The following is a 24,245-nucleotide window of genomic DNA, read 5'->3' on the forward strand; positions in this document are numbered from 1 at the left end:
AGGTGATCAATGTCTATTACATTTCAAGATATCTACACCTCTCATGAGGTCACTGACTGGATGAAGCAATCCTTTCAGGGCTTCGAGCTGGATAGTCGTAAAGTCAAACCGGGACAGATTTTTATTGCCCTGACCAGTCTGTCTCAACCGGAAAAAACTGCTCAATTTGCCCAGAAAGCCTTAGAGCAGGGTGCATTGGCCGTGATTTCAGAAAATGAGCTGGAGGTATCTCCAAATCTGGTAGTGGCAGATGTACGTCATCTGATGGGGCAGTGGCAAAAGCAGTATTTGCAAGCGACTCAACCTGTTCAAGCTGCTCGAATTCTGGCAGTTACCGGCACCAATGGTAAAACCACGATTTCTCGCTTGGTGGCTGAGTTAATCATGCTGCAAGGTAAAGCCTGTGCAGTGATGGGTACCACAGGTAACGGGATTTTACCAAATCTGGAAGCATCTTCGCATACCACCCTGGATGCCATGCAACTGCAAAATGCCTTGCATGACTATGCGCAGGCCGGTGCGGAGTTTGCCTCGATTGAAGCCAGTTCGCATGGTCTGGAACAAGGCCGCTTGAATGGTTGTGATATCGAGATTGCAGGCTACAGTAATTTGAGTCGTGACCATCTGGATTATCACGGAACGCTGCAAGCTTATGCAGCAGCAAAGGCAGGTTTATTCCGGTTTGAATCTTTAAAAGTGGCTGTTATCAATATCGATGATGAACATGCACAGATCATGCTGGATGCTGCGAAAAATAATCCGGCACAGCCTAAAATTTTGACTTATTCCACCAAGCAAAAAGCGGATTATCAGGTTCAGGATATTCAGTACAGCATTTCAGGTGCGACCTTTAAACTAGAAACTGCTTCTGCTGAATATAGTGTTAATAGTCCATTGCTGGGACATTTCAATATTGAAAATCTGGTGGCCAGTCTGATCATGGTGGAGCAGGCCGGATTTGACTTGGAAAGTTTGATTGCAACTGTGCCACAGCTCAAAGGTGCGCCCGGTCGCATGCAGGTACTGCGTGATGGCGAGCGCCTGTTTGTGGTGGATTATGCCCATACCCCGGATGCCCTGACACAGGTTCTGGTGACCTTGAAACGGCATGTCTCGCAAAATCTCTGGGCAGTTTTCGGCTGTGGTGGCGACCGTGATCGCGGTAAACGTCCACTGATGACTCAGGCTGCATTAGAGGGTTCCAATATCGCAGTTCTCACTTCTGATAATCCGCGGACCGAAGATCCGGCACAAATCTTTGCGGATATGAAAAATGGCATCGATTTTTCCGGCAAAACCTATCATGAAATTCATGACCGTCGTGAAGCGATCAAGTTCGCCGTTAAACAGGCACAGGCGGGTGATATTGTGGTAATTGCAGGGAAGGGGCACGAAAATTATCAGGAAATTGATGGCGTACGTCACTGGTTTGATGACGTGGTCGAAGTGCAGGCTGCGATTGATGCCCAGCATTGCAACACAGATACCGCCTATTCAGCGCATTAGGATTCAGATATGCATACCTCAACAACAAGTACTGCGGCGCTGGAGCCGTGGAGCATAGAACAATTACAGCAGGCCACCCAAGGCTACTGGCTGAATGATAAAAAGCCTGCAGGCCAGATCAAGCGGATTTTGACTGATTCACGTGATGCAGAAGCAGGTGATGCTTTTCTGGCGCTGAAAGGCGAGCGTTTTGACGCGCATGACTTTATTGCGCAAGTGGCGGCTCAAGGTTGTGACATTGCCATTGTCAGCCGGCCGGTGGATGCTGAGATTTGCCAGCTGGTGGTAGAAGATACCCGTCTGGCATTGGGATTGTTGGGGGCTTATCGCCGTCAGCAGAATCCTCAGCTCAAAGTGATTGCCTTGACCGGCAGCAGTGGTAAAACCACGACTAAAGAAATGCTGGGGAGCATCCTGTCGCGTCTTGCGCCGACCTTGGTGACGCGTGGTAATTTGAATAATGACCTTGGCGTGCCAGTAATGTTGCTGGAGCTGCGTTCTGAACATCAATATGCGGTGATGGAACTCGGTGCAAGTCATCAGGGTGAAATTGATTACACTTCAAACATGGTGCAGCCGCATGTAGCCGGAATTATTAATATTGGCACGGCACACTTGGGTGAATTTGGCGGCCGTGACGGAATTTGCCGTGCAAAATCCGAAATTTATGCGCATATCTCTGAGACTTCGATTATTCCTGCTGCCGATGATTTTGCTGAAGCCATTCGTGCCGCAGTAAGAACTGAAAAAAGCTTAAGTTTTGGTACGGGTGGTGAAGTCTATGCCAGCGATATGGTGCTTGAAGCTCAATCTTCAAGCTTCACACTGAATACGCCACAAGGCTCGAAAACAGTTCAGTTACCATTTGCCGGCGAGCATAATGTCGAGAATGCCACAGCTGCCGCTGCATTTGCCTTGGCGATTGGTATTAATCTTGATGATATCGTGGCTGGCCTGGAACAGGCAGTCGGTGCTAAAGGCCGTCTGAACTTTATTCCGCACAAAGAATTTTTATTTATTGATGACACCTACAATGCCAATCCGGGCTCAATGCGAGCGGCGGCTGAAGTGTTAGCACAGCAGCAAGGCATCCGGGTGATGGTGACCGGCGATATTGGTGAACTCGGTTCATCTGCCGCAATCGAGCATTACAAGCTCGGTCGGGATCTGGTCTCGGTAAAAGGTATTAATTTTGTGGTGGCTGTGGGTGAATTCGCTCCTGCCGCACAAGAAGGTGCCCGTAGTACGCAATATGGTAAGAAAATGCAGGCTTTCCTGAATCAGGAGCAGGCCTTACCGTTTTTAATTGATTTGATTGAAACACATCATCCCCAGCCGATATCTTTGCTGTTCAAAGGGTCGCGTTATACCCATATGGAAACATTGATGGCTGCATTGATGGAGAAACTCTAAATGCTGTTATGGCTATTTGACCATCTGGCGGGCTTTGATAGCACGTTTCAGGTAGTTCGTTATTTAACTTTACGTGCTCTGCTGAGTGTCTTGACGGCAATGACCATTGGTTTGGTCTTGGGTCCGATCATGATCCGCAAACTGCAGGCGCTGAAATATGGTCAGGCGGTCAGTTCGTTTGCTCCTGAAAATCATGCCAAGAAAATGGGCACACCGACCATGGGTGGGGTGCTGATCCTATTATCCATCGGGATTTCGACTTTGCTCTGGGCAGATCTGTCTAATCCTTATGTCTGGATTGTGCTGGCGGTGATGGTAATTTTTGGTGCCGTGGGCTGGGCTGATGACTGGATCAAGATCCGTTATAAAGACAATGCCGGTTTGCCTGCGAAGAAAAAATTCTTCTGGACTTCAGTGGGTTCGTTGGGTGCTGGTATTGCCTTGTATGTGATTGCACAGCAACAAACCAATCCGGTACATACCGCGAATATGCTGGATTTGCTAATTCCATTCTTTAAGGATCTAACCATTCCTTTGTCGGTCATTCCATTGGGTATTGGCTTCATTATTTTCACGTACTTCGTGATTAATGGGGCATCCAATGCAGTGAACCTGACCGACGGTCTGGATGGTCTGGCGATCATGCCGATTGTACTGGTGGCTGCAGGTTTGGGCGTATTCGCTTACCTCGCGGGTGATGTGCGTTTTGCCAATTACCTGCATATTCCTTATGTGAAATATTCGTCTGAACTGGTGGTGATCTGTGCAGCGATGATCGGTGCCGGTCTGGCATTTCTCTGGTATAACGCCCATCCGGCCCAGGTATTTATGGGAGATGTTGGAGCCTTATCCCTCGGTGCGATGCTGGGTACCATTGCTGTCATGGTTCGTCAGGAAATCGTGTTTGCGATTATGGCGGGTGTATTTCTGGTTGAGGCGATTTCAGTATTCCTGCAAATCGGTTCATTAAGAATGCGTAATAAACGCGTATTTCTGATGGCGCCACTACATCATCATTATGAAAAGAAAGGCTGGCGTGAAACCCAGGTGGTGATCCGTTTCTGGATTATTACGATTATGCTGGTAGTTTTGGGCCTAATGACCTTAAAATTGCGTTAAGAAATGCATGAGAAAAAGTCGGCGCATGCCGGCTTTTTTGTTTTGGAGAAAATGATGAATTTACTCATGTGCCCAGTCTGTCGCCAGCAGTTGAGCTTAAATGAAAGAACATGGCGATGTGAGAATCATCATAGCTACGATGTGGCCAAACAAGGTTATGTGAATCTGCATGTAGTTCAGCATAAGCATAGTAAAAATCCGGGTGATACACCTGAATCGGTTCAGGCACGCCGTGCATTCCTGAGTGCAGGTCATTATGCGCCCCTACAGCAGGCTGTGGTCGAGAAAATCCGAGACTTACGGATTGAAAACCTGCTGGATATCGGCTGTGGCGAAGGCTATTACACCAATGCCATGCAGGCTGAAGTGCTGCAATGTGTGGGAGTCGATATTGCCAAGAATGCAGTTCAGGTGGCTGCCAGACTGAATAAAGACATTACTTGGGTGGTGGGAACCGGGGCGACTTTACCTGTGTTGGATGAGTCGATTGATCTCTGTACCAGTTTATTCAGTCCGATTCCAAAACAGGAAATCCTGCGGGTATTAAAGCCAAAATCTTATCTGATGGTGGTGACCCCGGCACCACAACATTTATATGCTATGCGTGAAGCACTGTTTGAAGAAGTCAAACCACATGAGCCACAAAAGTTTGTTGAGCAACTGCAAGATGAATTTGATCTGGTTCGTGAGCAGGTAATTGACGCACCAATGATTTTGCCCCAAGCTGATTTAAAAAACCTGATTGCCATGACCCCTTATGCCTATAAAGCCAAACCGGAACGGCGTCTGGCTCTGGAGCAACATGACCGGTTTGAACTGATGGCCCAGTTCCAGATTTTCCTGTTCCAGAAGAAATAAAAATTGGATATATAAAAGCCCTCAACTGAGGGCTTTTATTTTTATATAACAGGAGATTACTGGACTTCTTCGATTAGGTTTTCCAGGGAGTCTACCCGGTTCGGCTGTAGCGGCTGTTCTGGCGGTACAGATTCATTATCTGGTAAGCGCGTTGGCTGATCCGGTAAATCCTCAAAATCATTTTGCTGACGTTTTGGCACGACAACTGGAGCAGGGCGGTAAAGTGCTGTCGCCAGAGGTGGAGAAGCCGGATGATTTTGCGGCTCCTCACCTTGAACCACCTTGTTGCGATTTACAGGTGCCTTGGCATTACGGTCTAAACGTACCCAGGCTTCCGGTTGGCCTTTTAATGCCTTGCCCATAAAATCGGTCCAGATCGGTAAAGCTGCTACACCACCATATTCACGGCGACCTAAAGTCGTCGGCTGGTCAAAACCGACCCAGGTAACCGTTACCAGCTTGCCATTGAAGCCGGCAAACCAGGCATCTTTAGCATCATTGGTGGTACCGGTTTTACCTCCAATATCACTACGACCAATTCTTAATGCGGCACGACCGGTACCATGCTGAATGACATCACGCAAAATATTGGCCATGTCATAGGCAGAGCTGGATTTTAAAATACGTTCTGCTTGACGATAATTGCTGTCTTCATCTGAAATTTTCGGAGTCTCTGGTTTCTGGCCCAAGGTCGTATTGTTGATTGCAATTGCTTCATCATCGGCGGTAATGGGGTCAGTGACTTGAACGGGTTCTTCTTTTTCATTAATACATGAAATGCACGCATATTCAGGCTTGGCTTCAAAGATGGTGTTGCCATAGGCATCTTCAATACGGGTAATAAAGTGCGGCTGAATTCGGTAACCGCCATTAGCAAAGGTGGCATAACCGGTGGCCATCTGAATTGGAAGAACCTGTGGGGTGCCCAAGGCAATGGTATAGTTACGTGGAATCTGACTGTCCTGTAAACCAAAATCCATAAATAACTGACGTGTACGTTCAATCCCGACCGTCTGCAATAAGCGCACCGAGACTGTATTGCGTGACAGATAAAGGGCACGGCGTAGCGGGATCATGCCCAGATAACGGCCATCCGAGTTACGCGGTGACCATTTGCCAATGGTAATAGGTGCATCATTGACCATGGTATGTGGCGTCATGCCACGTTCTAAAGCCAGTGCATAAACAAAAGGCTTAATGGTAGACCCAGGTTGACGCCAGCCTTGGATGGCCCGGTTAAATTTCGACTGATAAAAATTATATCCGCCCACAATAGCTTCAATTGCACCATTATTTGGATTGATAGCAATCAGCTGTCCTTGTACTTTGGGAATCTGTACCAGTGACCAAGAGGTTTTATTTTCATTGGGTCTTAAACGGACAATATCTTTGACTTTAACAATCTGGGAGGCTTTGCTGGGTGCCCCGCCTACACTGTTAACGTTACGAAAGCGACGTGCCCAGGACATGCCTGACCACGGAACAGTCACGCTGCTCCCATCCTGCATGAGTGCTTCAAAGCTGGAAGTGCCTACCTTGGTTACTTGCGCAGGATAGGTATTGGCATAGGCGCGGAAATTTTCAAGGGGTTGATCATGAGCTTCAGCTCCTCGCCAGCCGTGTCGACGGTCATAGGCTTCTAAGCCTTCTTGTACCGCTTGCTCGGCATAGGTCTGACGTTCACTATGAATGGTGGTATAGACTCTATAACCAGAATCGATCGCCTGTTCACCAAAGTTTTGTACCAGCTCAGAACGTACCATTTCACCCACATAAGGGAATTTATTGCGGGTACTGCGATCCGGCATGTCCAGATTAATCGGTTCAGCAATGGCCTGCTGATACTGGCTCTGGTTTAAATAGCCCAATTGCAGCATACGTCCCAAAATCCAGTTGCGACGCTCCAAAGCACGCTTGGGATTAGCAACCGGATTATAGCGGGAAGGTGCTTTAGGCAGGCCGGCGATCATGGCCATTTGCGCATTTGAAAGTTCTTCTAGACTCTTGTTGTAGTAAATTTTAGCTGCCGCTGCGATACCATAAGCATTTTTCCCCAGGAAAATTTTATTGACATACAGGGTCAGAATTTCTTCTTTACTTAGGTTTTGCTCAATTTTACGGGCCAGAAAAATTTCAGTCAGTTTACGTTTCAACGTCCGTTCAGGACTGAGGTAATAATTTTTTGCCACTTGCATGGTAATAGTCGAGCCACCGGTCTGGACATCTGAACCGGTCACGGTCTCGCTGAGGGCGCGTCCCAAACTTTTAAAGCTGATGCCGCTATGCTCAAAAAAGCTGGAATCTTCCGCTGCGAGGAACGCATGAATAAACTCCTGCGGAATTTGTTCATATTTCACGGGAACTGAAAGCTTGCCGCCATATTCGGCGATTAATTCATTATCTGAACTAAATACTTGTAAAGGCTTTAATAAAGGTGCCTTTTTAAGCGTGGACATTTCAGGCAAAGATGGGGCAATATAGAGATACATGCCATAGAAACCCATCGGAATTGAGATCAGTATAATGATAATGATCAAAAAAAATGGATGAACAAGGCCTGAACAAGATAGCTTTTTCATAACAAGTAAGTTTTAATAAGAGCTAATGGCGAACTAATTACCGGTCAGTATATCCTGTCGATATCCATATTGTTAGATCAGTTATTGTATCTATATAAAATTATAGGCTGGACCAATTGGTAAGTTAGATTGAATTGGGGACAAAAAAATAATAGGAAGTATATTGTGCGCAGGTTATATCGTAAACCGAATAAGGGGTTAATAGGAGTCGATATTAGTTCGACTTCTGTTAAGGTTTTAGAACTTTCTGTAAAAAGTGGCCGTTATTGGGTAGAGAGTTATGCTTTGGTCCCATTATCGGAAAACAGTGTTGTTGAAAAAAATGTCTTAAATCCAGAAGCAGTTGCTGATGCCCTTGGGCGTGCAATTAATTTGGGCAATACCCAGTCGAATCAGACCGCTTTTGCAATACCCACCTCAATGGCGATCACCAAGATCATTGAGATGGATGCAGATATGTCGGATGACGAACGTGAAGTTCAGATTCGTGAAGATGCGGAACAATATATTCCTTTCCCTCTCGATGAAGCCAGTCTGGATTTTGAAGTTCTGCCAGACCGTCTTGCCAATCCGAACCGGGTCAATGTGTTGCTGGTCGCGACCCGCATTGAAAATGTCGAAGCACGTTCCGAAGTTTTGGAAATTGCCGGACTGACACCCAAGATTGCAGATGTAGAAAGCTTTGCACTGGAAAATGCCTTTAAAGTATTTTCGGATACTTTGCCGATGGGGGTTAATACGGTCGGTATTTTAGATATTGGGCATAGTATGACCACCTTGTCAGTTATGCAGAACAACAAGATTATTTATACCCGTGAGCAGGTGTTTGGCGGTAAGCAGTTGACTCAGGAAATTCAGAACCGTTATGGATTGTCATTTGAAGAAGCTGGGCGTGCTAAAAAAACCCGTGCCTTGCCAGATGATTATGATATTGAAGTGCTGGAACCTTTTCTGGATGCGGTGGTACAGCAGGCGGCCCGTTCATTGCAATTCTTCTTTTCATCTTCTCAGTTCAATGAAATCGACCATATTTTACTGGCCGGCGGAAATGCCAATATTCCAGGGCTGGCAAAATTATTACAACAAAAACTCGGTTACCGTGTCACGATCGCGAATCCATTTTTGCAAATGGGCTTTTCTCCGCAAATTGATATTAAAAAAATTGAAAATGACGCGTCATCACTCATGGTTGCATGTGGATTGGCCTTAAGGAGTTTTGATTAATGGCAAGAATTAACTTACTTCCTTGGCGTGATGAGCTAAGAATTAAAAGAAATAATGAATTTGTGGCGATTTGTGTGGGGGCGCTGTTCTTAGGATTAGCAGCAGCTGGTTCTACGTGGTTTTATTATGATCAAAAACTTCAGGATCATGAACAGGCCAATCAGCTGATTCAAAGCACCAACCAGAATCTGGATGTGCAGTTAAAGGCACTAGAAGGTTTGCAAGAACAGCGTAATGCGATTGTCGAGCGAATGAAGCTAATTCAGGGATTACAGACCCAGCGTCCGATTGCAGTACATCTGATTGATGAAATTGTGCGGGTTACCCCAAGCAATATGTACATCACCAAATTCCAGCGTACCGGCGATAAATTTACTATTGAAGGTAAAGCTGAGAGTCCTAATACCGTAGCTGAACTGCTACGCAATCTGGAAGCTTCATCTTGGTATCGGAATGCCTTTATGAACGCTTTCCTGGTGGCTGAAGAAGCCAAAGAAAAGGCGCCGAGCTCGATTATTCCACGTGTGGAAGAATCTTATGGCAGTTTTACTGTAACTGTAGATCTGGATCAGATCGCTCAGCCAGTACTTAACGAAGAACAACAAGCAGTTACTACAACTACGGGGGCATCATCATGAGTAATGACGAGTACGATGAGTTCAACCAGGATGTCGTCGCTGTACCCAAAAATAAAATGACTGTTGAAAAGTTTTTTCAACAATTCAATACTCTAGATCCAAATAATTATGGTAGCTGGCCTTTAGCGGTCAAAATTACCTGCTGGATCTTCATTGCTGCATTGGCATTTGCGGTGATTTACTTTGTCATGATCAGAAGCACGATTGAGTCGATTTCGCAAGCCAGTGCCCAAGAACAAAACCTGCTGAATGAATTTCGCGAAAAAGAATCCAAATTACGCAACTTACAACAATATCAAATCCAACTGCAGGAAATGGAAGCCCGTTTTAACCAGCAGTTAGAACAATTGCCGAAAGAAACTGAAATTCCGGGTCTGGTTGAAGATATTAACCTGAGCGGTGTGAATTCAGGCCTGAAGTTTAAAAATATCCGACTGGAACCTGAAATTAAGCAAGAATTCTTTATTGAGCAGCCAATTGCGATTGAAGCCACTGGGGATTATCACGCTTTTGGCTCTTTTGTTAGCAGTATTGCCGGCTTGTCACGTATCGTTACGCTACATGATTTCACTATTACCGGTACTGAAAACAAAGAGAAAAAATCTGAAATTCCGGTTATTGATTATGTGGTAAAAGCCAAAACTTATCGTTATGTCGGTAATGCTGAAGGTGCTGCAATGCCAGCAGCTGACAGCACGGCTAAGGGGGCGCAGTAATGAAAAAAATTAAAATTACTTCGGCTTTAACGCTCGGGTTTTTATTAGTGGGATGTGATTCCCGTATTGATGCGGTCAATCAGGAAATGGCCAATATTCGTAATCAGCCGCCTTTGCCGATTGAACCTGCGCCTGATTTTATGCCAGTTGAAACCTTTAATTATGCAGCGCACCAGATCAAAAGCCCATTTTTACCAAGTTCTCTGGCTGCTGAACTGAAAATTATGGCCGGGAAACGGGTTTATCCAAATTTGTCACGTCAGTTGCAACCACTAGAAAGTTATCCGCTAGAAACCTTGACCATGAAAGGCAGTATGCGTAATCAGGCGGGACAGATTCTGGCTTTAATCCAGACCCCTGATGGTGAGGTTGAGCGGATTCAGCGTGGCAGCTATATGGGACTTAATCATGGTCGTGTAATTGGAATTACACCGACACAGATCAATCTAATTGAGATTATTCCAGATGGCCGTGAGGGATATGTGGAACGTCCGCGAAGTCTGGTTCTCATTGGGCCGGCGCCATAAGGTTTTAAAGGAATAACAATGAATAAGAGTATTAAAGAATTTATTTTTGGGGATGCTAATACAATGAATCGTGTGTTTCGTCAGTTTTCAATGGGTGCTGTTGCGATTGCGGTGATGCAAGCAGCCAGCGCACAAGTGGCCGTAACGAATGTGGTACCTATGCAGCTTCCTGGTCAGGGAACTGAAATTCGGGTGATGTTTAATGGTTTACCACCTCAACCACAAGCCTATCAATTAGAATCACCGTCACGTTTGATTCTGGACTTTGACAAGGCCCAACAGAATTTAAAACAAAGTAAAATTCCGGTCGCAACGCGTGAAGCCAGTTCGGTCGATGTTACTTCGGATGCACAGCGTGCCCGTTTGACGGTTAATCTGACAGATGCAGGTGCCTTTACCACTCGAGTAGAAGGCAATACTTTTATTCTTAAAATTAACTCGGCAACTCCTGTAGCCATGGCTCAACCTGTGCAGCAACAGTCAGCTCAGGGTATTAGCAATATTGGTTTCCAGCGCGGTGCGCAAGGTGAAGGCCAGGTCGTTATTGATCTATTAGGAAATAATACTCCTGTTGATGTACAGCAGCAGGGTACCAAGGTTATTGTGCGCACTTTAGGTTCCAAGATTCCGGCTCATTTGACCCGCCGTCTTAATGTGACTGATTTTGCGACTCCGGTATCAAGTGTGGATGCTGTGAATCAAAATGGTTCAGGAGTCATTACGATTCAGTCTGCGGAAAGTTATGAATATATGGCTTATCAGACTGATAACAAGCTGACCATCAGCTTGAAACGACCAGAAGCCAAGAGTCCATTGCGTCCTAAAACCGTTGCCTATACCGGTAAGAAGATTTCTTTAGATTTTCAGGATATCGAAGTCCGTCGTGTATTACAGCTCCTGGCAGATTTTACCGATATCAATATGGTGGCTGCAGATAGTGTACAAGGTAACATTACCTTGCGCTTGAAAGAGGTACCTTGGGATCAGGCGCTGGACATTGTGCTGAAAACCAAAAATCTGGATAAACGCCGCAATGGCAATGTGATCTGGATCGCACCAGTTACAGAGCTGATAAAGGCTGAAGAGGAAGAAGCTAAGGCGATTAAGCAGAGTGTTGCACTTGCGCCTATCCAGACGGAATATATGCAGCTCAGTTATGCCAAAGCCGCTGATATTGAGAAACTGATTACGCAGAATAAAGGCGCATCTAGTTCAGGCGGCTCGAGCAGTACGAATAATAATGAGGGTGGGGAAAGTTTATTAAGTTCCCGTGGTTCTGTGTCTGTTGATGCACGAACCAATACCATTATTGTCAATGATACCCAGCTCTTTATTGATAAAATTCGTAATATGGTAGATCTGCTCGATGTACAGGTGAAGCAGGTGATGGTCGAAGCGCGTATTGTTCGAGCTACCACTGACTTTACCAAAGAGATGGGAGTGAAATGGGGAATTCTGTCTCAAGGGATTACCAACAATGATAGTCTTCTGGTCGGTGGTAGTGACACGACGTTATGGGATCTCAGAGATCCTAAAGAAAATGATTTGGGTGGATATACTTATGAGATTCAGCGTCCACAAAACCTGAATGTAGATTTGGGGGTAACCAGTCCAGGTGCCAGTCGTATCGCCTTTGGCTTAATCAGTCTCTCTGATTTTATGCTGGATCTTGAGTTGTCTGCACTTCAGGCAGATGGCTATGGTGAGGTGATTTCTACCCCTAAAGTACTGACTGCGGACAAGCAGAAAGCAACTGTTGCCTCTGGTTCTCAAATTCCGTATCAGTCAGCAGAGGGTGGTGGTGCGAATGCAGTATCTACTACGGAATTTATTGATGCTACGCTAAGTCTGGATGTCACACCAAGCATTACGCCAGATGGCAAAGTACAGATGGAACTCAATATTACTAGTGACTCACCGGGTAACCCGACACCGACTGGACAGCTCACTATTAACAAAAACCAGATCACTACCAATGTCTTGGTGGACAATGGCGAAACCGTGGTTCTGGGCGGTATTTTCGAGCAAGAAACCCGTAATGCGCAAACCAAGGTGCCATTCCTGGGGGATATTCCTTATGTAGGACGTTTATTCCGTAAAGATTTAAAGTCGGATAATAAACGTGAGCTACTGATTTTCGTTACACCTCGAATTGTTAATGACAGTGTTTCAAGAAATCATTAATATATTTTGAATTTAACAAAACGAATAGGTGACTCCTTGCCAAGCAAAGAGTTTGAAACCCTGCCAAATATTTATTTGGTAGGGCCGATGGGGGCCGGTAAAACAACAGTAGGACGACATCTCGCAGAATTGTTAGGGCGTGAATTTCTAGACAGTGATCATGAAATTGAACGTAAAACAGGCGCGACCATTCCCTGGATTTTTGAAAAAGAAGGGGAGCAGGGTTTCCGTGACCGTGAAACTGCTGTCATTAATGACCTTACCTCACGTCCCCATCTGGTTTTAGCCACCGGCGGTGGTGCCATTACTCAGACCTTAAACCGGGATTATCTGAAACAGCGCGGAATTGTTGTCTATCTCTATACGCCGGTTGAAATTCAACTGCAACGCACCTATCGCGATAAAAACCGTCCCCTCCTTCAAGTCGAAAATCCGGAACAAAAGTTGCGTGATTTACTGGCAGTTCGTGATCCCTTGTATCGGGAAGTGGCACATCATATTATTGAGACCAATCAGGGTGCTGCACGAGATCTGGCGCAGCGGATTCTCAATCTCATTGTTTCTAAAAATTAAGTTCATTGAATCAAGTGGTTAATCAAGCATGCAAACCTTATATGTAGAACTCGGAGAACGTCGTTATCCTATTTTTATTGGAAGCGATCTGGATCCACAGGCCTTATTGGCTCCCTATATTCAGGGCAAGCAAGTGATGATTGTGAGTAATACCACAGTTGCACCACTTTATTTGCAGCGTTATCAAACTGCAATTGAAGCTCTAGACAAACGTGTTGCGACTTGCATTTTGCCTGATGGTGAAAAATATAAGGATAGCCAGCATCTAAACCTGATTTTTGATGCGCTGCTTGAAGCCGGGTTTAACCGCGATTGTACTGTACTAGCATTAGGTGGTGGCGTCATTGGGGATATGGCCGGATTTGCCTCGGCCTGCTTCCAGCGCGGAGTGTATTTTATTCAGGTACCGACCACCTTGCTGTCGCAGGTCGATTCTAGTGTGGGTGGAAAAACCGGGATCAATCATCCCCTGGGTAAAAACATGATTGGCGCTTTCCAGCAGCCGCAGGTGGTGCTGGCAGATATGTCGCAGCTTGCTACTTTACCGGACCGTGAGCTTTCAGCAGGACTGGCTGAAGTGATTAAATATGCTTTACTTGGTGATGAATCATTTATGGTCTGGCTGGAAGCGAATATGGAAGGCCTGATTGCTCGTGATGAGCAGTTGCTTGCCGAAGCCGTTTACCGTTCATGTGCACATAAAGCGCGGATCGTAGCCAATGATGAGAAAGAGCAGGGTGAGCGTGCATTGCTGAACCTGGGCCATACCTTTGGACATGCGATTGAATCCTACCTGGGTTATGGGGTGTGGTTACATGGTGAGGCGGTTGCCACCGGTATGGTGATGGCTGCGGATCTGTCACAGCGTATGGGCTGGATTTCTCAAGAAGATTTAGAACGTACAAAAAAAATCATTTCTCGTGCCAAACTTCCTGTGGTTTGTCCTAAAATCCCTCTGGATGATTTTCTGGCCTATATGGCCCATGACAAAAAAGTCTTGAATGGACAATTGCGTCTGGTGTTGTTAAAGCAATTAGGCCAAGCAGTAATTACTCGAGAATTCGATTTCGAGTTAATGAAACAGACAATTTTAGCCAATCAGGTATAGGTTTAGTTTTATGGCAGCGTTACATACTCCTTGGCAAAAGGTTCAGCATTATTTCTGGCTGGTCTGTGGAGTAGGCTGTCTTTTTGCTGCCTTGATTTTCTGGGCAGCTACTGATTCAGATGAAGTCATTGAAATTGAAAAAAAACCTGAAACCGAAGTCCAGTTGCAGATTCAGCCAGAAAAAGTCGCAACAATGACCCATCTTGGTGCACTTTCTGATGAAGTGAAACCACTTGACCTGACCACGCGTACTATCGTGAATGCCAGTCATGAACCGGAATTTCGCGGTACCAAGTTTGTTAATGAAGCGAAAAACCAGCATGCAATTGAATTGTTTCGCGTGACCAATGAAGCAATATTAAAAAGTTTCCTTAAAAAACAGCCAGATCGTAAGCCTTTTATTTACTTAAGAATATCGGGTGAAAATCAGCCAGAGCAATATGTGTTGTTATATGGTCAATTTAAGACTGCGGCACAAGCGAATCAGGCGCTTTCAACCCTCAATTTGAATTTACCTGCTTCGGTCAAGCCTAAAGTGGTACAAATCAAGCAGTATGTCAGTCTGGTAAATAGTCTGGGTTCAGAAGAATTAGCCAGTAATCAAAAGCTTTACGAAATTCATTTGAAAAATGTGCCTTTGCCAAAAATAGATGAATCGGCACGAATCAGACAGCAAACCCAGCCGGAAATCAAACTGCGTAGTCCTGATGCCGCTACAACCAGTACCACAATTGTGCGTCGTGACACCTCTGGAAATGTGGTCGATGTGCAGAAATCTGAAAGCGCTGTAGAGAGTATGCCCCAACCGCAAAACAACTCTCGTCCTAGTCAGAACACTAATCCTCGTCCTCAAAATAACGAGATTAGTGATCCATTTAATTAGTCCGGTCTAAAATAGCGCACCTAGAAAATTAAAGAATCAAAAATGAGCGCTTTTGGTGCAAAAAATGCACATTGAAAATCACCTATCTAGCGCTTATCTGCGCTAAATCTTTGTCATCTGTATAGTTTTCATTTTTGCTCTGTTTATTGGCATGGAATTTGCTTTATTGGTGCATGAATTGAATTAATCTCCCTGTTTTAGCGCGAAAAATGATTCGATGACACTATGTGAATGTCATATTTATTCCTGATTTTTATGTTATTCATCAGCAAAATAAACTTTATTTTTTATGCATTCTGTCTGAAAAAGGACTACGCTGAAGAAATAGAGAACAATGTTTTTGCTCTATCAAGACAGTCTTCGAAAGTTCATTAAACGCAGCGCAGAGAAGAATTTAGATTGTTTAACAGCCTATTGAGGCTTCGTGAAAGAAGGGTACGCTATGCACATGCCATCGCCTAATAATGTAGCTCCCGCTCAAGGTTTATACCAACCGGATGAGTTTAAAGATAACTGTGGTTTCGGTTTAATTGCCCATATGCAGGGTGATGCAAGCCATGATCTCGTCAAGACTGCGATTCATAGTTTGAGTTGCATGACCCACCGTGGTGGTATTGCCGCAGATGGCAAGACTGGAGATGGTTGTGGTTTGCTCTTGGCGATGCCAAAAAAATTCTTCCGTGAAGAAGCAAAACGCTTAAGCGATACCACCTTAAGTGAAGTCTTTGCTGTAGGTTCGGTATTCCTGAATCTTGATCCTGCGCTTGCGGCACATGCCAAACAGGTTTTAAACAAAGAGATTGAAGCTGAAGGTTTGATCGTTCTGGCCTGGCGTGTGATTCCAACCAATGTCGATGCCCTAGGTGAAATTGCTTTGCAATCGATGCCAGCATTTGAACAGATTATTGTTAATTGCCCGATGGGCGTGACTGAGGTTGAATTTAACCGTAAGTTATTCCTGGCGCGTCGTCGTGCAGAACAATTGTTGGTGAATGATACGTCTTTCTATGTCACTACTTTATGTTCAACGGTGATCAGCTATAAAGGCTTGATGATGCCAGAAGCGATTGCAGATTTTTATACAGATCTGGCAGACCCGCGTCTGGAATCGCATATTGTGGTGTTCCATCAGCGCTTCTCGACCAATACCTTGCCTCGCTGGCCGTTGGCACAGCCGTTCCGTTACCTCGCACACAATGGTGAAATCAATACTATTACTGCGAACCGTAACTGGGCCATGGCACGTGTACCAAAATTTGAAAATCCGTTATTGCCCGGTTTAACAGAATTGAATCCGATTGTGAACCGTACCGGTTCGGATTCTTCGAGCCTGGACAACATGCTGGAGATTCTGGTCGGTGGTGGCATGGATCTGTTTCGTGCCCTCCGTATGCTGGTTCCGCCTGCCTGGCAGAATGTGGAAACCTTAGATGCTGACTTGCGTGCCTTCTATGAATTCAACTCAAAACATATGGAAGCCTGGGATGGTCCTGCAGGTCTGGTGATTCAGGATGGCCGACATGCGATCTGTATGCTGGATCGTAACGGTCTGCGTCCTGCGCGTTGGGTCATTACCAAAAATGGTTATATCACGCTGGCTTCTGAAATTGGCGTCTGGGGTTATCAACCTGAAGATGTCATTTCTAAAGGACGTGTTGGCCCCGGCCAAATGCTGGTAATCGACACACAAACCGGCAAGGTGCTGGATACGCAAGATGTCAATAATCATCTGAAACGTATGCGTCCATACCGCGAATGGTTACGTGAAAATTCTGTGCGTCTGCAAGGTAGTCCAGAGCTGGAAGAATATTTATGTGATCAAGGCTTAAAAGGTGATGGCCTGAAAGCGGCACAGAAAATGTTCATGGTGACCTTTGAAGAGCGAGACCAGTTGCTGCGCCCGATTGCCGAAAGTGGTCAGGAAGCGGTAGGCTCAATGGGTGATGATACCCCAATGGCGGTATTGTCACGTCAGGTACGTCATGTATCGGATTATTTCCGCCAGCAGTTTGCACAGGTGACCAACCCCCCAATCGATCCGCTACGTGAGTCGATTGTGATGTCACTGGAAACCTGTTTTGGCCGTGAACAAAATGTATTTGAACAGGGTCCTGAACATGCTGATCGTCTGATCGTATCAAGTCCAGTACTATCCAATTCTAAAATGCATCAAATCCGTACCCTGGGTCGTGCCGGCTATGAAATTGCAGATATCGACCTGAACTATGCTGAATCTGAAGGTTTGGAAGCAGCAATTGCGCGTATCTGTGAAGAATCTGCTCAAGCGATTCGTGATGGTAAAACCTTACTGGTACTTTCCGACAAGAAAATCCGTGAAGGCTACTTACCTGCCAATGCATTCATGGTGACCGGTGCTGTGCATCATCACCTGATCAAGACTGGTTTACGTACCGATGCGAATCTGATTATTGAAACCGGTTTTGCCCGTGATCCCCATCAGTTTGCAGTGCTACTTGGTTTTGGTGCAACTGCGATCTATCCATATCTGGCCTATGACGTGATCAATGATCTGGTCGCCAAAGGTGAGTTGTTGGGTGATCCGATTTATGCACAAAACAATTTCCGTAAAGGGATTGAAAAAGGTCTACTGAAAGTACTTTCGAAAATGGGTATTTCTACGGTTGCCTCTTACCGCGGCGGTCAGTTGTTTGAAGCAGTGGGCTTATCTAATGAAGTGGTGGATAAATGCTTCATCGGTGTGCCAAGTCGTATTCAGGGTGCCACTTTTGTCGATCTTGAAAATGATCAGAAACAGTTGGCGGATATTGCCTGGAAAAACCGTAAGCCAATTGATCAGGGCGGCTTGCTGAAATTTGTATTCGGCAAGGAATACCATGCCTTTAATCCGGACGTGATCAACTCGCTGCATAAAGCAGTGCGTTCGGGTAATTATGCGGACTTTAAAGAATATGCAGAACTGGTGAACAACCGTCCGATCGCAACGATCCGTGACTTATTCAAACTGAAAACAGACAATTCGATTCCAGTCGAACAAGTGGAATCTGTGGAAGAGATCCTGCCTCGCTTTGACTCTGCCGGCATGTCTTTGGGTGCATTGTCACCTGAAGCGCACGAAGCGATTGCGATTGCCATGAATACGATTGGCGGTCGTTCAAACTCGGGTGAGGGCGGTGAAGATCCAGCGCGTTACGGCACTATCCGTAACTCGAAAATCAAACAAATTGCATCGGGCCGTTTTGGTGTAACGCCTGCTTATTTAACATCAGCAGAAGTTCTCCAGATTAAAGTCGCGCAAGGTGCAAAACCAGGTGAAGGTGGTCAGTTGCCGGGTGGTAAAGTGAATGGTCTCATTGCCCGTTTACGTTACTCTGTGCCGGGCGTTACCCTGATTTCGCCACCTCCGCATCATGACATCTATTCAATTGAAGATTTATCACAGTTGATCTTTGATTTAAAACAGGTTAACCCACAGGCGATGGTGTCAGTTAAGCTGGTTTCTGAACCGGGTGTCGGTACGATTGCGGCAGGTGTAGCGAAAGCGTATGCCGATTTCATTACCATTTCTGGTTATGATGGCGGGACAGCGGCTTCTCCACTTTCTTCAATTCATCATGCAGGTTCACCGTGGGAACTGGGGCTTTCTGAAGCGCATCAGGCCCTTCGTGTGAATGACCTGCGTGGTAAAGTTCGCGTACAGACAGATGGCGGTTTAAAAACCGGTCTGGATGTTGTCAAAGCAGCAATTCTGGGTGCAGAAAGCTTCGGCTTTGGTTCAACCCCAATGATCGCATTGGGTTGTAAATACCTGCGTATCTGCCACTTGAATAACTGTGCAACCGGTGTGGCAACCCAGCAAGACCATTTACGTCAAGAGCATTATATTGGCGAGCCACAAATGCTGATCAACTTCTTCACTTTTATTGCTGAAGAAACCCGTGAATGGCTGGCAGCACTTGGTGTGTCGAGTCTGAAAGACCTGATTGGCCGTACGGATCTGCTGGAAGTCTTGCCAGGTGAAACTGCAAAGCATGCACATCTTGATTTAAGCAAATTGCTTGAGTCACATCCTGCTGCAGAAGGTAAAGCACAGTACTGCGAAGTACAGGGCAATGCACCATTCGATAAAGGGATTCTGGCAGAGAAAATGGTGGATGAGATTCTGCCTGCGATTGAAGCGGGAACTGGCGGTGAATATAGCTTTACGATCGGTAACTGTGACCGTTCGATTGGTGCCCGTCTGTCTGGTGAAATTGCGAAACGCTATGGCAACCTGAGCATGGAAGCCCATCCGGTGAAAGTTCACCTGAATGGTACTGCGGGTCAGTCACTGGGTGTCTGGAATGCTGGTGGTCTGCATATCAGCCTGGAAGGCGATGCCAATGACTACGTTGGTAAAGGCATGGCAGGTGGACGACTCTCGATCTTCCCGCCAAAAGGCTCGCCATTCCAGACGCAAAATACTGCGATTATTGGGAATACCTGTCTGTATGGTGCAACCGGAGGTAAATTATTTGCTGCCGGTACGGCAGGCGAACGTTTCGCAGTACGTAACTCGGGTGCATTTGCCGTAATTGAAGGTGCAGGCGATCACTGCTGTGAATATATGACCGGTGGTATTGTGACAGTGCTGGGTAAAGTTGGACATAACTTCGGTGCGGGTATGACTGGTGGTTTTGCTTATGTGCTTGATCTGGATAATGACTTCGTTGATTATTATAACCACGAGCTGATTGAGCTGAATCGCATTTCAACTGAAGCGATGGAAGAGCACAAAGCCTTCCTGGGTCGTATTCTCGATGAACATATTAAAGAAACGGGTAGTGCTTGGGCGTACAAGATCCGCCATGAGTTTGACTTTTACAGCCGCAAGTTCTGGTTGGTAAAACCAAAAGCAGCCAACTTGCAAACGCTGTTAAAAACAACTCAAGCTGATCCACAATAATTCCACTACTGCAGAAACATAGGCAGATGTAAGGCAACTGTGAACCCCTTACATCTCCCCACGGAGAGAGACATGGCAGAACGCCTGAATAATGACTTTCAATTCCTGGATGTCGCACGCCAAGATCCAGAGAAAAAAGAGATTGATGTCCGCAAAGCAGAATTTGTGGAAATTTATAAGCCTTATACCGCGGAAATTGCAGCCAACCAGACGCATCGCTGCCTAGGTTGTGGTAACCCGTATTGTGAGTGGAAATGTCCGGTACATAACTACATTCCAAACTGGTTAAAACTGGTGTCTGAAGGCCGGTTGTTCCAGGCGGCTGAACTGTGTCATCAGACCAATACCTTGCCGGAAGTCTGTGGTCGTGTCTGTCCGCAAGACCGTCTGTGTGAAGGGGCGTGTACCCTGAACGACGGTTTCGGTGCGGTAACGATTGGTAATGCTGAAAAATATATCAACGACACTGCCTTTGCATTGGGCTGGCGTCCAGATATGTCCAATGTGAAATGGACAGACAGAAAAGTTGCGATCATTGGTGCAGGTCCTGCCGGACTTGGCTGTGCAGATATTCTGGTGCGTAACGGGGTAAAACCTGTAGTTTTTGACAAGCGTCCGGAAATTGGTGGTCTTTTAACGTTTGGTATTCCAGAATTCAAAATGGAAAAAGACGTGATGAAACGCCGCCGTGAAATCTTCACGGGTATGGGGGTGGAATTCCGCCTGAATACTGAGATTGGTACAGATATCACCATTGATCAGCTACTTTCTGATTACGATGCGGTATTCATGGGTATGGGCACCTATACTTATATGAAAGGTGGTTTTGCCGGTGAAGACCTTGATGGTGTGTATGATGCGCTGGATTTCTTGATTGCAAATGTCAACCGTTGCCAAGGCTGGGAAAAAGATCCATCGGAATACATCAGTGTTGAAGGCAAAAAAGTCATCGTTTTAGGCGGTGGTGATACGGCTATGGACTGTAACCGTACTTCGATCCGTCAAGGTGCTGAGTCGGTAGTTTGTGCTTACCGTCGTGATGAAGAAAATATGCCGGGTTCACGTCGTGAAGTAAAAAATGCGCGCGAAGAAGGTGTGGAATTCCAGTTTAACCGCCAGCCAATTGAAATTGTGGGTGAAAATGGCAAGGTTACGGGTGTGAAATTTATTACTACTCAGCTAGGTGAGCCAGACAGTCGTGGTCGCCGTAGTCCAGAGCCGATTCCAGGTTCAGAAGAAATTCTGCCGGCGGATGCAGTTCTGCTGGCTTTTGGTTTCCGTACCAGTCCAGCAGACTGGTTCACCGATGTGGAAATCAATCTGGATGGTTCAGGTCGTGTCGTTGCCGCTGAGCAGCAGCAATACAAATTCCAGACCTCGAATCCAAAAATCTTCGCTGGTGGTGACATGGTTCGTGGTTCTGATCTGGTGGTAACCGCAATCTGGGAAGGCCGTCAGGCAGCTGAAGGTATTCTGGATTATCTAGATGTTTAACAGTTGAAAATTCACTGAAATCATTCAAACAACCCGCTACGGCGGGTTTTTTAATCTTTGAGGAGTTTGAGTCCTAAAATGGAAAGCATTAAAAATATTATAAAAAGTAACAAAACTTTAGAAAATAGTGTTTAAAATCAAATTAATTATATAAATATCAATAAAGAATTGAGGACGAGACATCATGCGTGTATTAAAACAATCTCTCATAGCTTTGATGCTGGCCAGTACCTTGACCCTGAGTGGCTGTGGCTATAATACCTTGCAAGTCAAAGATGAAGCAGTAACCGCAGCCTGGTCGGAAGTTCAGAACCAGTATCAGCGCCGTGCCGATCTGGTACCTAATCTGGTCAATGTAGTCAAAGGCTATGCCTCGCATGAAGAGCAGGTTTTAACGGAAGTGACCCAAGCACGTGCCAATGTTGCCGGCCTGAAAGTAGATCGTGAAGTACTGGAAGATCCTGAACTGTTTCAGCGCTATCAGGAAGCACAGGCGCAGATGACCAGTGCCTTGTCACGTCTTTTGGCTGTCACTGAAAATTATCCGGATCTGAAAGCCAACCAGCAGTTCCGTGATCTGCAGGTACAACTGGAAGGAACTGAAAACCGGATTGCTGTGGCACGTAACCGTTACATTACCACGGTTCAGGACTTTAACTCTTATGCACGTCAGTTCCCGCAAGTCATGACTGCCAAAGTGATCGGAATGGAGCCTAAACCGAACTTTAGCGCCGAGCAAAGTGCCCAGAAAGCTCCCACGGTTTCTTTTGAATAATGACTGACTTGTAAATAAGCGAGAAATCAGATGTCTGAGATGCTGCTGAAATACTGTGCCGGGTTGCTCCTCATGTTGGGCATGGGGATGGTAGCGCCTGTGTCAGCAGAAACAGCCACAGCTACGGATACTGAAGAAGTGATCGTGGCCCGTGAAATTTTGCAGCCTAAAGCGGGTCAAAATGTTCCAGCTCAAAAAAGTGGACTTGAAACAGAAACTGCAGCAGCATCACAGCCACAAATTGCCAATGATATGGCTGAAGGGCAGCTGCAGCGCGACTTGCCAAGCCTGAACCAACCTATTATTGACCAAGCCAATATACTCAGTGCCACTGAAAAACAGCAACTCAGTCAGCGTATTCTGAAACTTTATGAGGAAGGAAAAGGCCAGATTGGTGTAGTGATTGTACCAACGACTGGCCAGGAAGATATTTTTGATTATTCCATGCGGGTGGCGGAGGCCTGGCAGCTTGGTTCGGCTAAACGGGATAATGGTTTATTAATGACAATTGCTATCAATGATCGCCGTATTCAGATCTTGACCGGTTATGGTCTGGAAGGGGTGCTGCCCGATATCGTGGCAGGCCGTATTATTCATGACACCATCACGCCGTATTTTAAGCAGGGCCAGTATGCGCAAGGGATTGCTGCAGGCCTGACTGAAATTGAGCGGATTTTAAATCTTGATCCTGAAATTGCAGCACAGGCGGCCGATGAGCTTAAAGAGCGTCAGGAACAGGCTTATCAGGCACAAAAAGCCAGCAAGGCGACGTTCAGTAGTGTGCTGTTTATTATTGTCGCAGGTGTCATAGGTTCCATGATTTTCGGCAGAAAACTAAGCGCTGCGACTGCCGCAGTTGCAGGGACTGCTGCCGGTCTGGTAAATGGCATGGGGCTGCTTGCAAGTTTGATGATTGGCGCAGGTATTTTCTTTTTATTGATCACCTCTATAGCCCAGCTGATTTTACATGCCTTTTTGGCTGGTGGCGGTCGAGGCGGCGGTAGTGGCCGTGGTGGTTTTGGTGGCGGCGGCTTCGGCGGTGGCGGTGGAGGTTTTGGCGGGGGAGGAGCATCAGGCTCATGGTAACAACTACAGATACAACAGATATAGTCACGCAGCCCAAACTGGAAGAACATGCACAGCCAAGCTTTAAACGCTGGCTCAAGCATTTCTTTTATATGCCGGCAACCAAGCGCTTTTTTTCCAAGCAGGATCAGCATGCGATTGCAGTGGCGGTGGAAGAAGCAGAGCATGGACATGTGGGAGAGATTCAGGTGGTGATTGAAGGGTGTTTACCTTCACGATCTGCTTATTATCAGGATACGCTCTGCCGTGCGCGACAGTTATTTGCTGAAATTGGCGTTTGGGATACTGAATATAACAGCGGTGTATTGCTCTATTTGAACCTGTGCGAGCACAAGGTGGAAATTGTGATTGACCGTGGAATTAAAGATGCAACGACCCAGCAAGTCTGGGATGAAATCTGCCAAAATATTATTCAGCATTTAGTCCAGCAGAAGTTTAAAGAAGGGGTAATTGAAGGGGTGAAGCAGATTGGTCTGGTTTTAGATCAGTACTATGATCGTAAAATAGATGATTTAAAGAATGAATTAGGGAATAAACCGATTATATTGGGGTGATTTTAGTCAACTAACTGACAAAATTTGTTAGTTAGTTACACAAAAGAAAACACAAAAATTACAAAAATAAAAATATTTTTTTAA

18 protein-coding genes are annotated in these 24,245 nt (G+C 45.8%); 17 read left to right on the top strand and 1 reads right to left on the bottom strand.

Translation table 11 applies throughout. The features are described from left to right. Positions 1-9 precede the first annotated feature (9 nt). From AY607_RS08950 to AY607_RS08965, 4 genes are read left to right on the top strand one after another with little or no spacing between them, the layout of a single operon-like run. Entirely contained in the window at positions 10-1,506 is a 1,497-nt protein-coding gene (locus tag AY607_RS08950; RefSeq protein ID WP_064102372.1) for a UDP-N-acetylmuramoyl-L-alanyl-D-glutamate--2,6-diaminopimelate ligase, read from the top strand. A gap of 9 nt (positions 1,507-1,515) precedes the next feature. Continuing rightward, positions 1,516-2,919 carry a UDP-N-acetylmuramoyl-tripeptide--D-alanyl-D-alanine ligase gene (locus tag AY607_RS08955; RefSeq protein ID WP_064094607.1) on the top strand — a complete coding sequence of 468 codons (1,404 nt, stop codon included), beginning with the start codon at positions 1,516-1,518 and terminating at the stop codon, positions 2,917-2,919. Next, positions 2,920-4,038, top strand: a complete 1,119-nt coding sequence (gene mraY / locus AY607_RS08960) for a phospho-N-acetylmuramoyl-pentapeptide-transferase (protein WP_064102373.1) — start codon at positions 2,920-2,922, stop codon at positions 4,036-4,038. A gap of 54 nt (positions 4,039-4,092) precedes the next feature. Beyond that, positions 4,093-4,896, top strand: coding sequence for a putative RNA methyltransferase (locus AY607_RS08965; protein WP_005101392.1), 804 nt, complete (start codon positions 4,093-4,095; stop codon positions 4,894-4,896). A gap of 56 nt (positions 4,897-4,952) precedes the next feature. On the opposite strand, the gene ponA is transcribed toward AY607_RS08965, so the two are convergent. After that, complete coding sequence (gene ponA, locus AY607_RS08970; RefSeq protein ID WP_064102374.1) at positions 4,953-7,475, bottom strand: penicillin-binding protein PBP1a; 2,523 nt, start codon at positions 7,473-7,475, stop codon at positions 4,953-4,955. 165 nt (positions 7,476-7,640) lie between these two features. Here ponA and AY607_RS08975 point away from each other — a divergent pair, with 165 nt between their 5' ends. From AY607_RS08975 to AY607_RS09035, 13 genes are all read left to right on the top strand, one after another. Continuing rightward, on the top strand, positions 7,641-8,699 hold the full coding sequence (locus AY607_RS08975; RefSeq protein WP_064094604.1) for a pilus assembly protein PilM: 1,059 nt from the start codon (positions 7,641-7,643) through the stop codon (positions 8,697-8,699). After that, on the top strand, positions 8,699-9,337 hold the full coding sequence (locus AY607_RS08980) for a PilN domain-containing protein (protein ID WP_064094603.1): 639 nt from the start codon (positions 8,699-8,701) through the stop codon (positions 9,335-9,337). Before AY607_RS08975 ends, AY607_RS08980 begins: the two co-directional genes overlap by 1 nt. Then, complete coding sequence (locus tag AY607_RS08985) at positions 9,334-10,053, top strand: type 4a pilus biogenesis protein PilO (protein ID WP_064102375.1); 720 nt, start codon at positions 9,334-9,336, stop codon at positions 10,051-10,053. The genes AY607_RS08980 and AY607_RS08985 overlap by 4 nt, the downstream gene beginning before the upstream one ends. After that, positions 10,053-10,580 carry a pilus assembly protein PilP gene (locus AY607_RS08990; RefSeq protein WP_064094601.1) on the top strand — a complete coding sequence of 176 codons (528 nt, stop codon included), beginning with the start codon at positions 10,053-10,055 and terminating at the stop codon, positions 10,578-10,580. The genes AY607_RS08985 and AY607_RS08990 overlap by 1 nt, the downstream gene beginning before the upstream one ends. Positions 10,581-10,598: 18 nt before the next feature. Further along, positions 10,599-12,764, top strand: coding sequence for a type IV pilus secretin PilQ family protein (gene pilQ / locus AY607_RS08995; protein ID WP_064102376.1), 2,166 nt, complete (start codon positions 10,599-10,601; stop codon positions 12,762-12,764). Between the two features lie 36 nt (positions 12,765-12,800). Further along, positions 12,801-13,337 (top strand): shikimate kinase AroK, encoded by a 537-nt coding sequence (gene aroK, locus AY607_RS09000; protein ID WP_064094599.1) that lies wholly within the window; start codon positions 12,801-12,803, stop codon positions 13,335-13,337. A gap of 28 nt (positions 13,338-13,365) precedes the next feature. After that, positions 13,366-14,445 (top strand): 3-dehydroquinate synthase, encoded by a 1,080-nt coding sequence (gene aroB / locus AY607_RS09005; RefSeq protein ID WP_064102377.1) that lies wholly within the window; start codon positions 13,366-13,368, stop codon positions 14,443-14,445. A 10-nt stretch (positions 14,446-14,455) separates the two neighbouring features. Beyond that, positions 14,456-15,328 (top strand): hypothetical protein, encoded by an 873-nt coding sequence (locus AY607_RS09010; protein WP_064102378.1) that lies wholly within the window; start codon positions 14,456-14,458, stop codon positions 15,326-15,328. 448 nt (positions 15,329-15,776) lie between these two features. Further along, positions 15,777-20,252: a glutamate synthase large subunit gene (gene gltB / locus AY607_RS09015; RefSeq protein WP_171255296.1), complete on the top strand. Its 4,476-nt coding sequence runs from the start codon at positions 15,777-15,779 to the stop codon at positions 20,250-20,252. A gap of 72 nt (positions 20,253-20,324) precedes the next feature. Next, positions 20,325-21,746 carry an FAD-dependent oxidoreductase gene (locus AY607_RS09020; protein WP_064102380.1) on the top strand — a complete coding sequence of 474 codons (1,422 nt, stop codon included), beginning with the start codon at positions 20,325-20,327 and terminating at the stop codon, positions 21,744-21,746. A 184-nt stretch (positions 21,747-21,930) separates the two neighbouring features. Beyond that, positions 21,931-22,521, top strand: a complete 591-nt coding sequence (locus AY607_RS09025; RefSeq protein WP_064094594.1) for a LemA family protein — start codon at positions 21,931-21,933, stop codon at positions 22,519-22,521. Between the two features lie 30 nt (positions 22,522-22,551). Beyond that, complete coding sequence (locus tag AY607_RS09030; protein WP_064102381.1) at positions 22,552-23,607, top strand: TPM domain-containing protein; 1,056 nt, start codon at positions 22,552-22,554, stop codon at positions 23,605-23,607. Then, a complete protein-coding gene (locus AY607_RS09035) occupies positions 23,601-24,161 on the top strand; it encodes a TPM domain-containing protein (protein ID WP_064102382.1) in 561 nt (186 codons plus the stop codon). The genes AY607_RS09030 and AY607_RS09035 overlap by 7 nt, the downstream gene beginning before the upstream one ends. Positions 24,162-24,245 lie beyond the last annotated feature (84 nt).

The sequence above is a fragment of the Acinetobacter sp. SFA genome, from assembly GCF_001647535.1.
GTDB lineage: Bacteria > Pseudomonadota > Gammaproteobacteria > Pseudomonadales > Moraxellaceae > Acinetobacter > Acinetobacter pecorum.

Coding starts and splice junctions, on each gene's coding strand:
- aroB (WP_064102377.1), top strand. CDS start 13,366: ATGCAAACCTTATATGTAGAACTCGGAGAACGTCGTTATCCTATTTTT.
- AY607_RS09025 (WP_064094594.1), top strand. CDS start 21,931: ATGCGTGTATTAAAACAATCTCTCATAGCTTTGATGCTGGCCAGTACC.
- AY607_RS08950 (WP_064102372.1), top strand. CDS start 10: ATGTCTATTACATTTCAAGATATCTACACCTCTCATGAGGTCACTGAC.
- AY607_RS09035 (WP_064102382.1), top strand. CDS start 23,601: ATGGTAACAACTACAGATACAACAGATATAGTCACGCAGCCCAAACTG.
- AY607_RS08985 (WP_064102375.1), top strand. CDS start 9,334: ATGAGTAATGACGAGTACGATGAGTTCAACCAGGATGTCGTCGCTGTA.
- ponA (WP_064102374.1), bottom strand. CDS start 7,475: ATGAAAAAGCTATCTTGTTCAGGCCTTGTTCATCCATTTTTTTTGATC.
- mraY (WP_064102373.1), top strand. CDS start 2,920: ATGCTGTTATGGCTATTTGACCATCTGGCGGGCTTTGATAGCACGTTT.
- AY607_RS08965 (WP_005101392.1), top strand. CDS start 4,093: ATGAATTTACTCATGTGCCCAGTCTGTCGCCAGCAGTTGAGCTTAAAT.
- AY607_RS08955 (WP_064094607.1), top strand. CDS start 1,516: ATGCATACCTCAACAACAAGTACTGCGGCGCTGGAGCCGTGGAGCATA.
- pilQ (WP_064102376.1), top strand. CDS start 10,599: ATGAATAAGAGTATTAAAGAATTTATTTTTGGGGATGCTAATACAATG.
- AY607_RS08990 (WP_064094601.1), top strand. CDS start 10,053: ATGAAAAAAATTAAAATTACTTCGGCTTTAACGCTCGGGTTTTTATTA.
- AY607_RS09010 (WP_064102378.1), top strand. CDS start 14,456: ATGGCAGCGTTACATACTCCTTGGCAAAAGGTTCAGCATTATTTCTGG.
- AY607_RS08980 (WP_064094603.1), top strand. CDS start 8,699: ATGGCAAGAATTAACTTACTTCCTTGGCGTGATGAGCTAAGAATTAAA.
- gltB (WP_171255296.1), top strand. CDS start 15,777: ATGCCATCGCCTAATAATGTAGCTCCCGCTCAAGGTTTATACCAACCG.
- AY607_RS09030 (WP_064102381.1), top strand. CDS start 22,552: ATGTCTGAGATGCTGCTGAAATACTGTGCCGGGTTGCTCCTCATGTTG.
- AY607_RS09020 (WP_064102380.1), top strand. CDS start 20,325: ATGGCAGAACGCCTGAATAATGACTTTCAATTCCTGGATGTCGCACGC.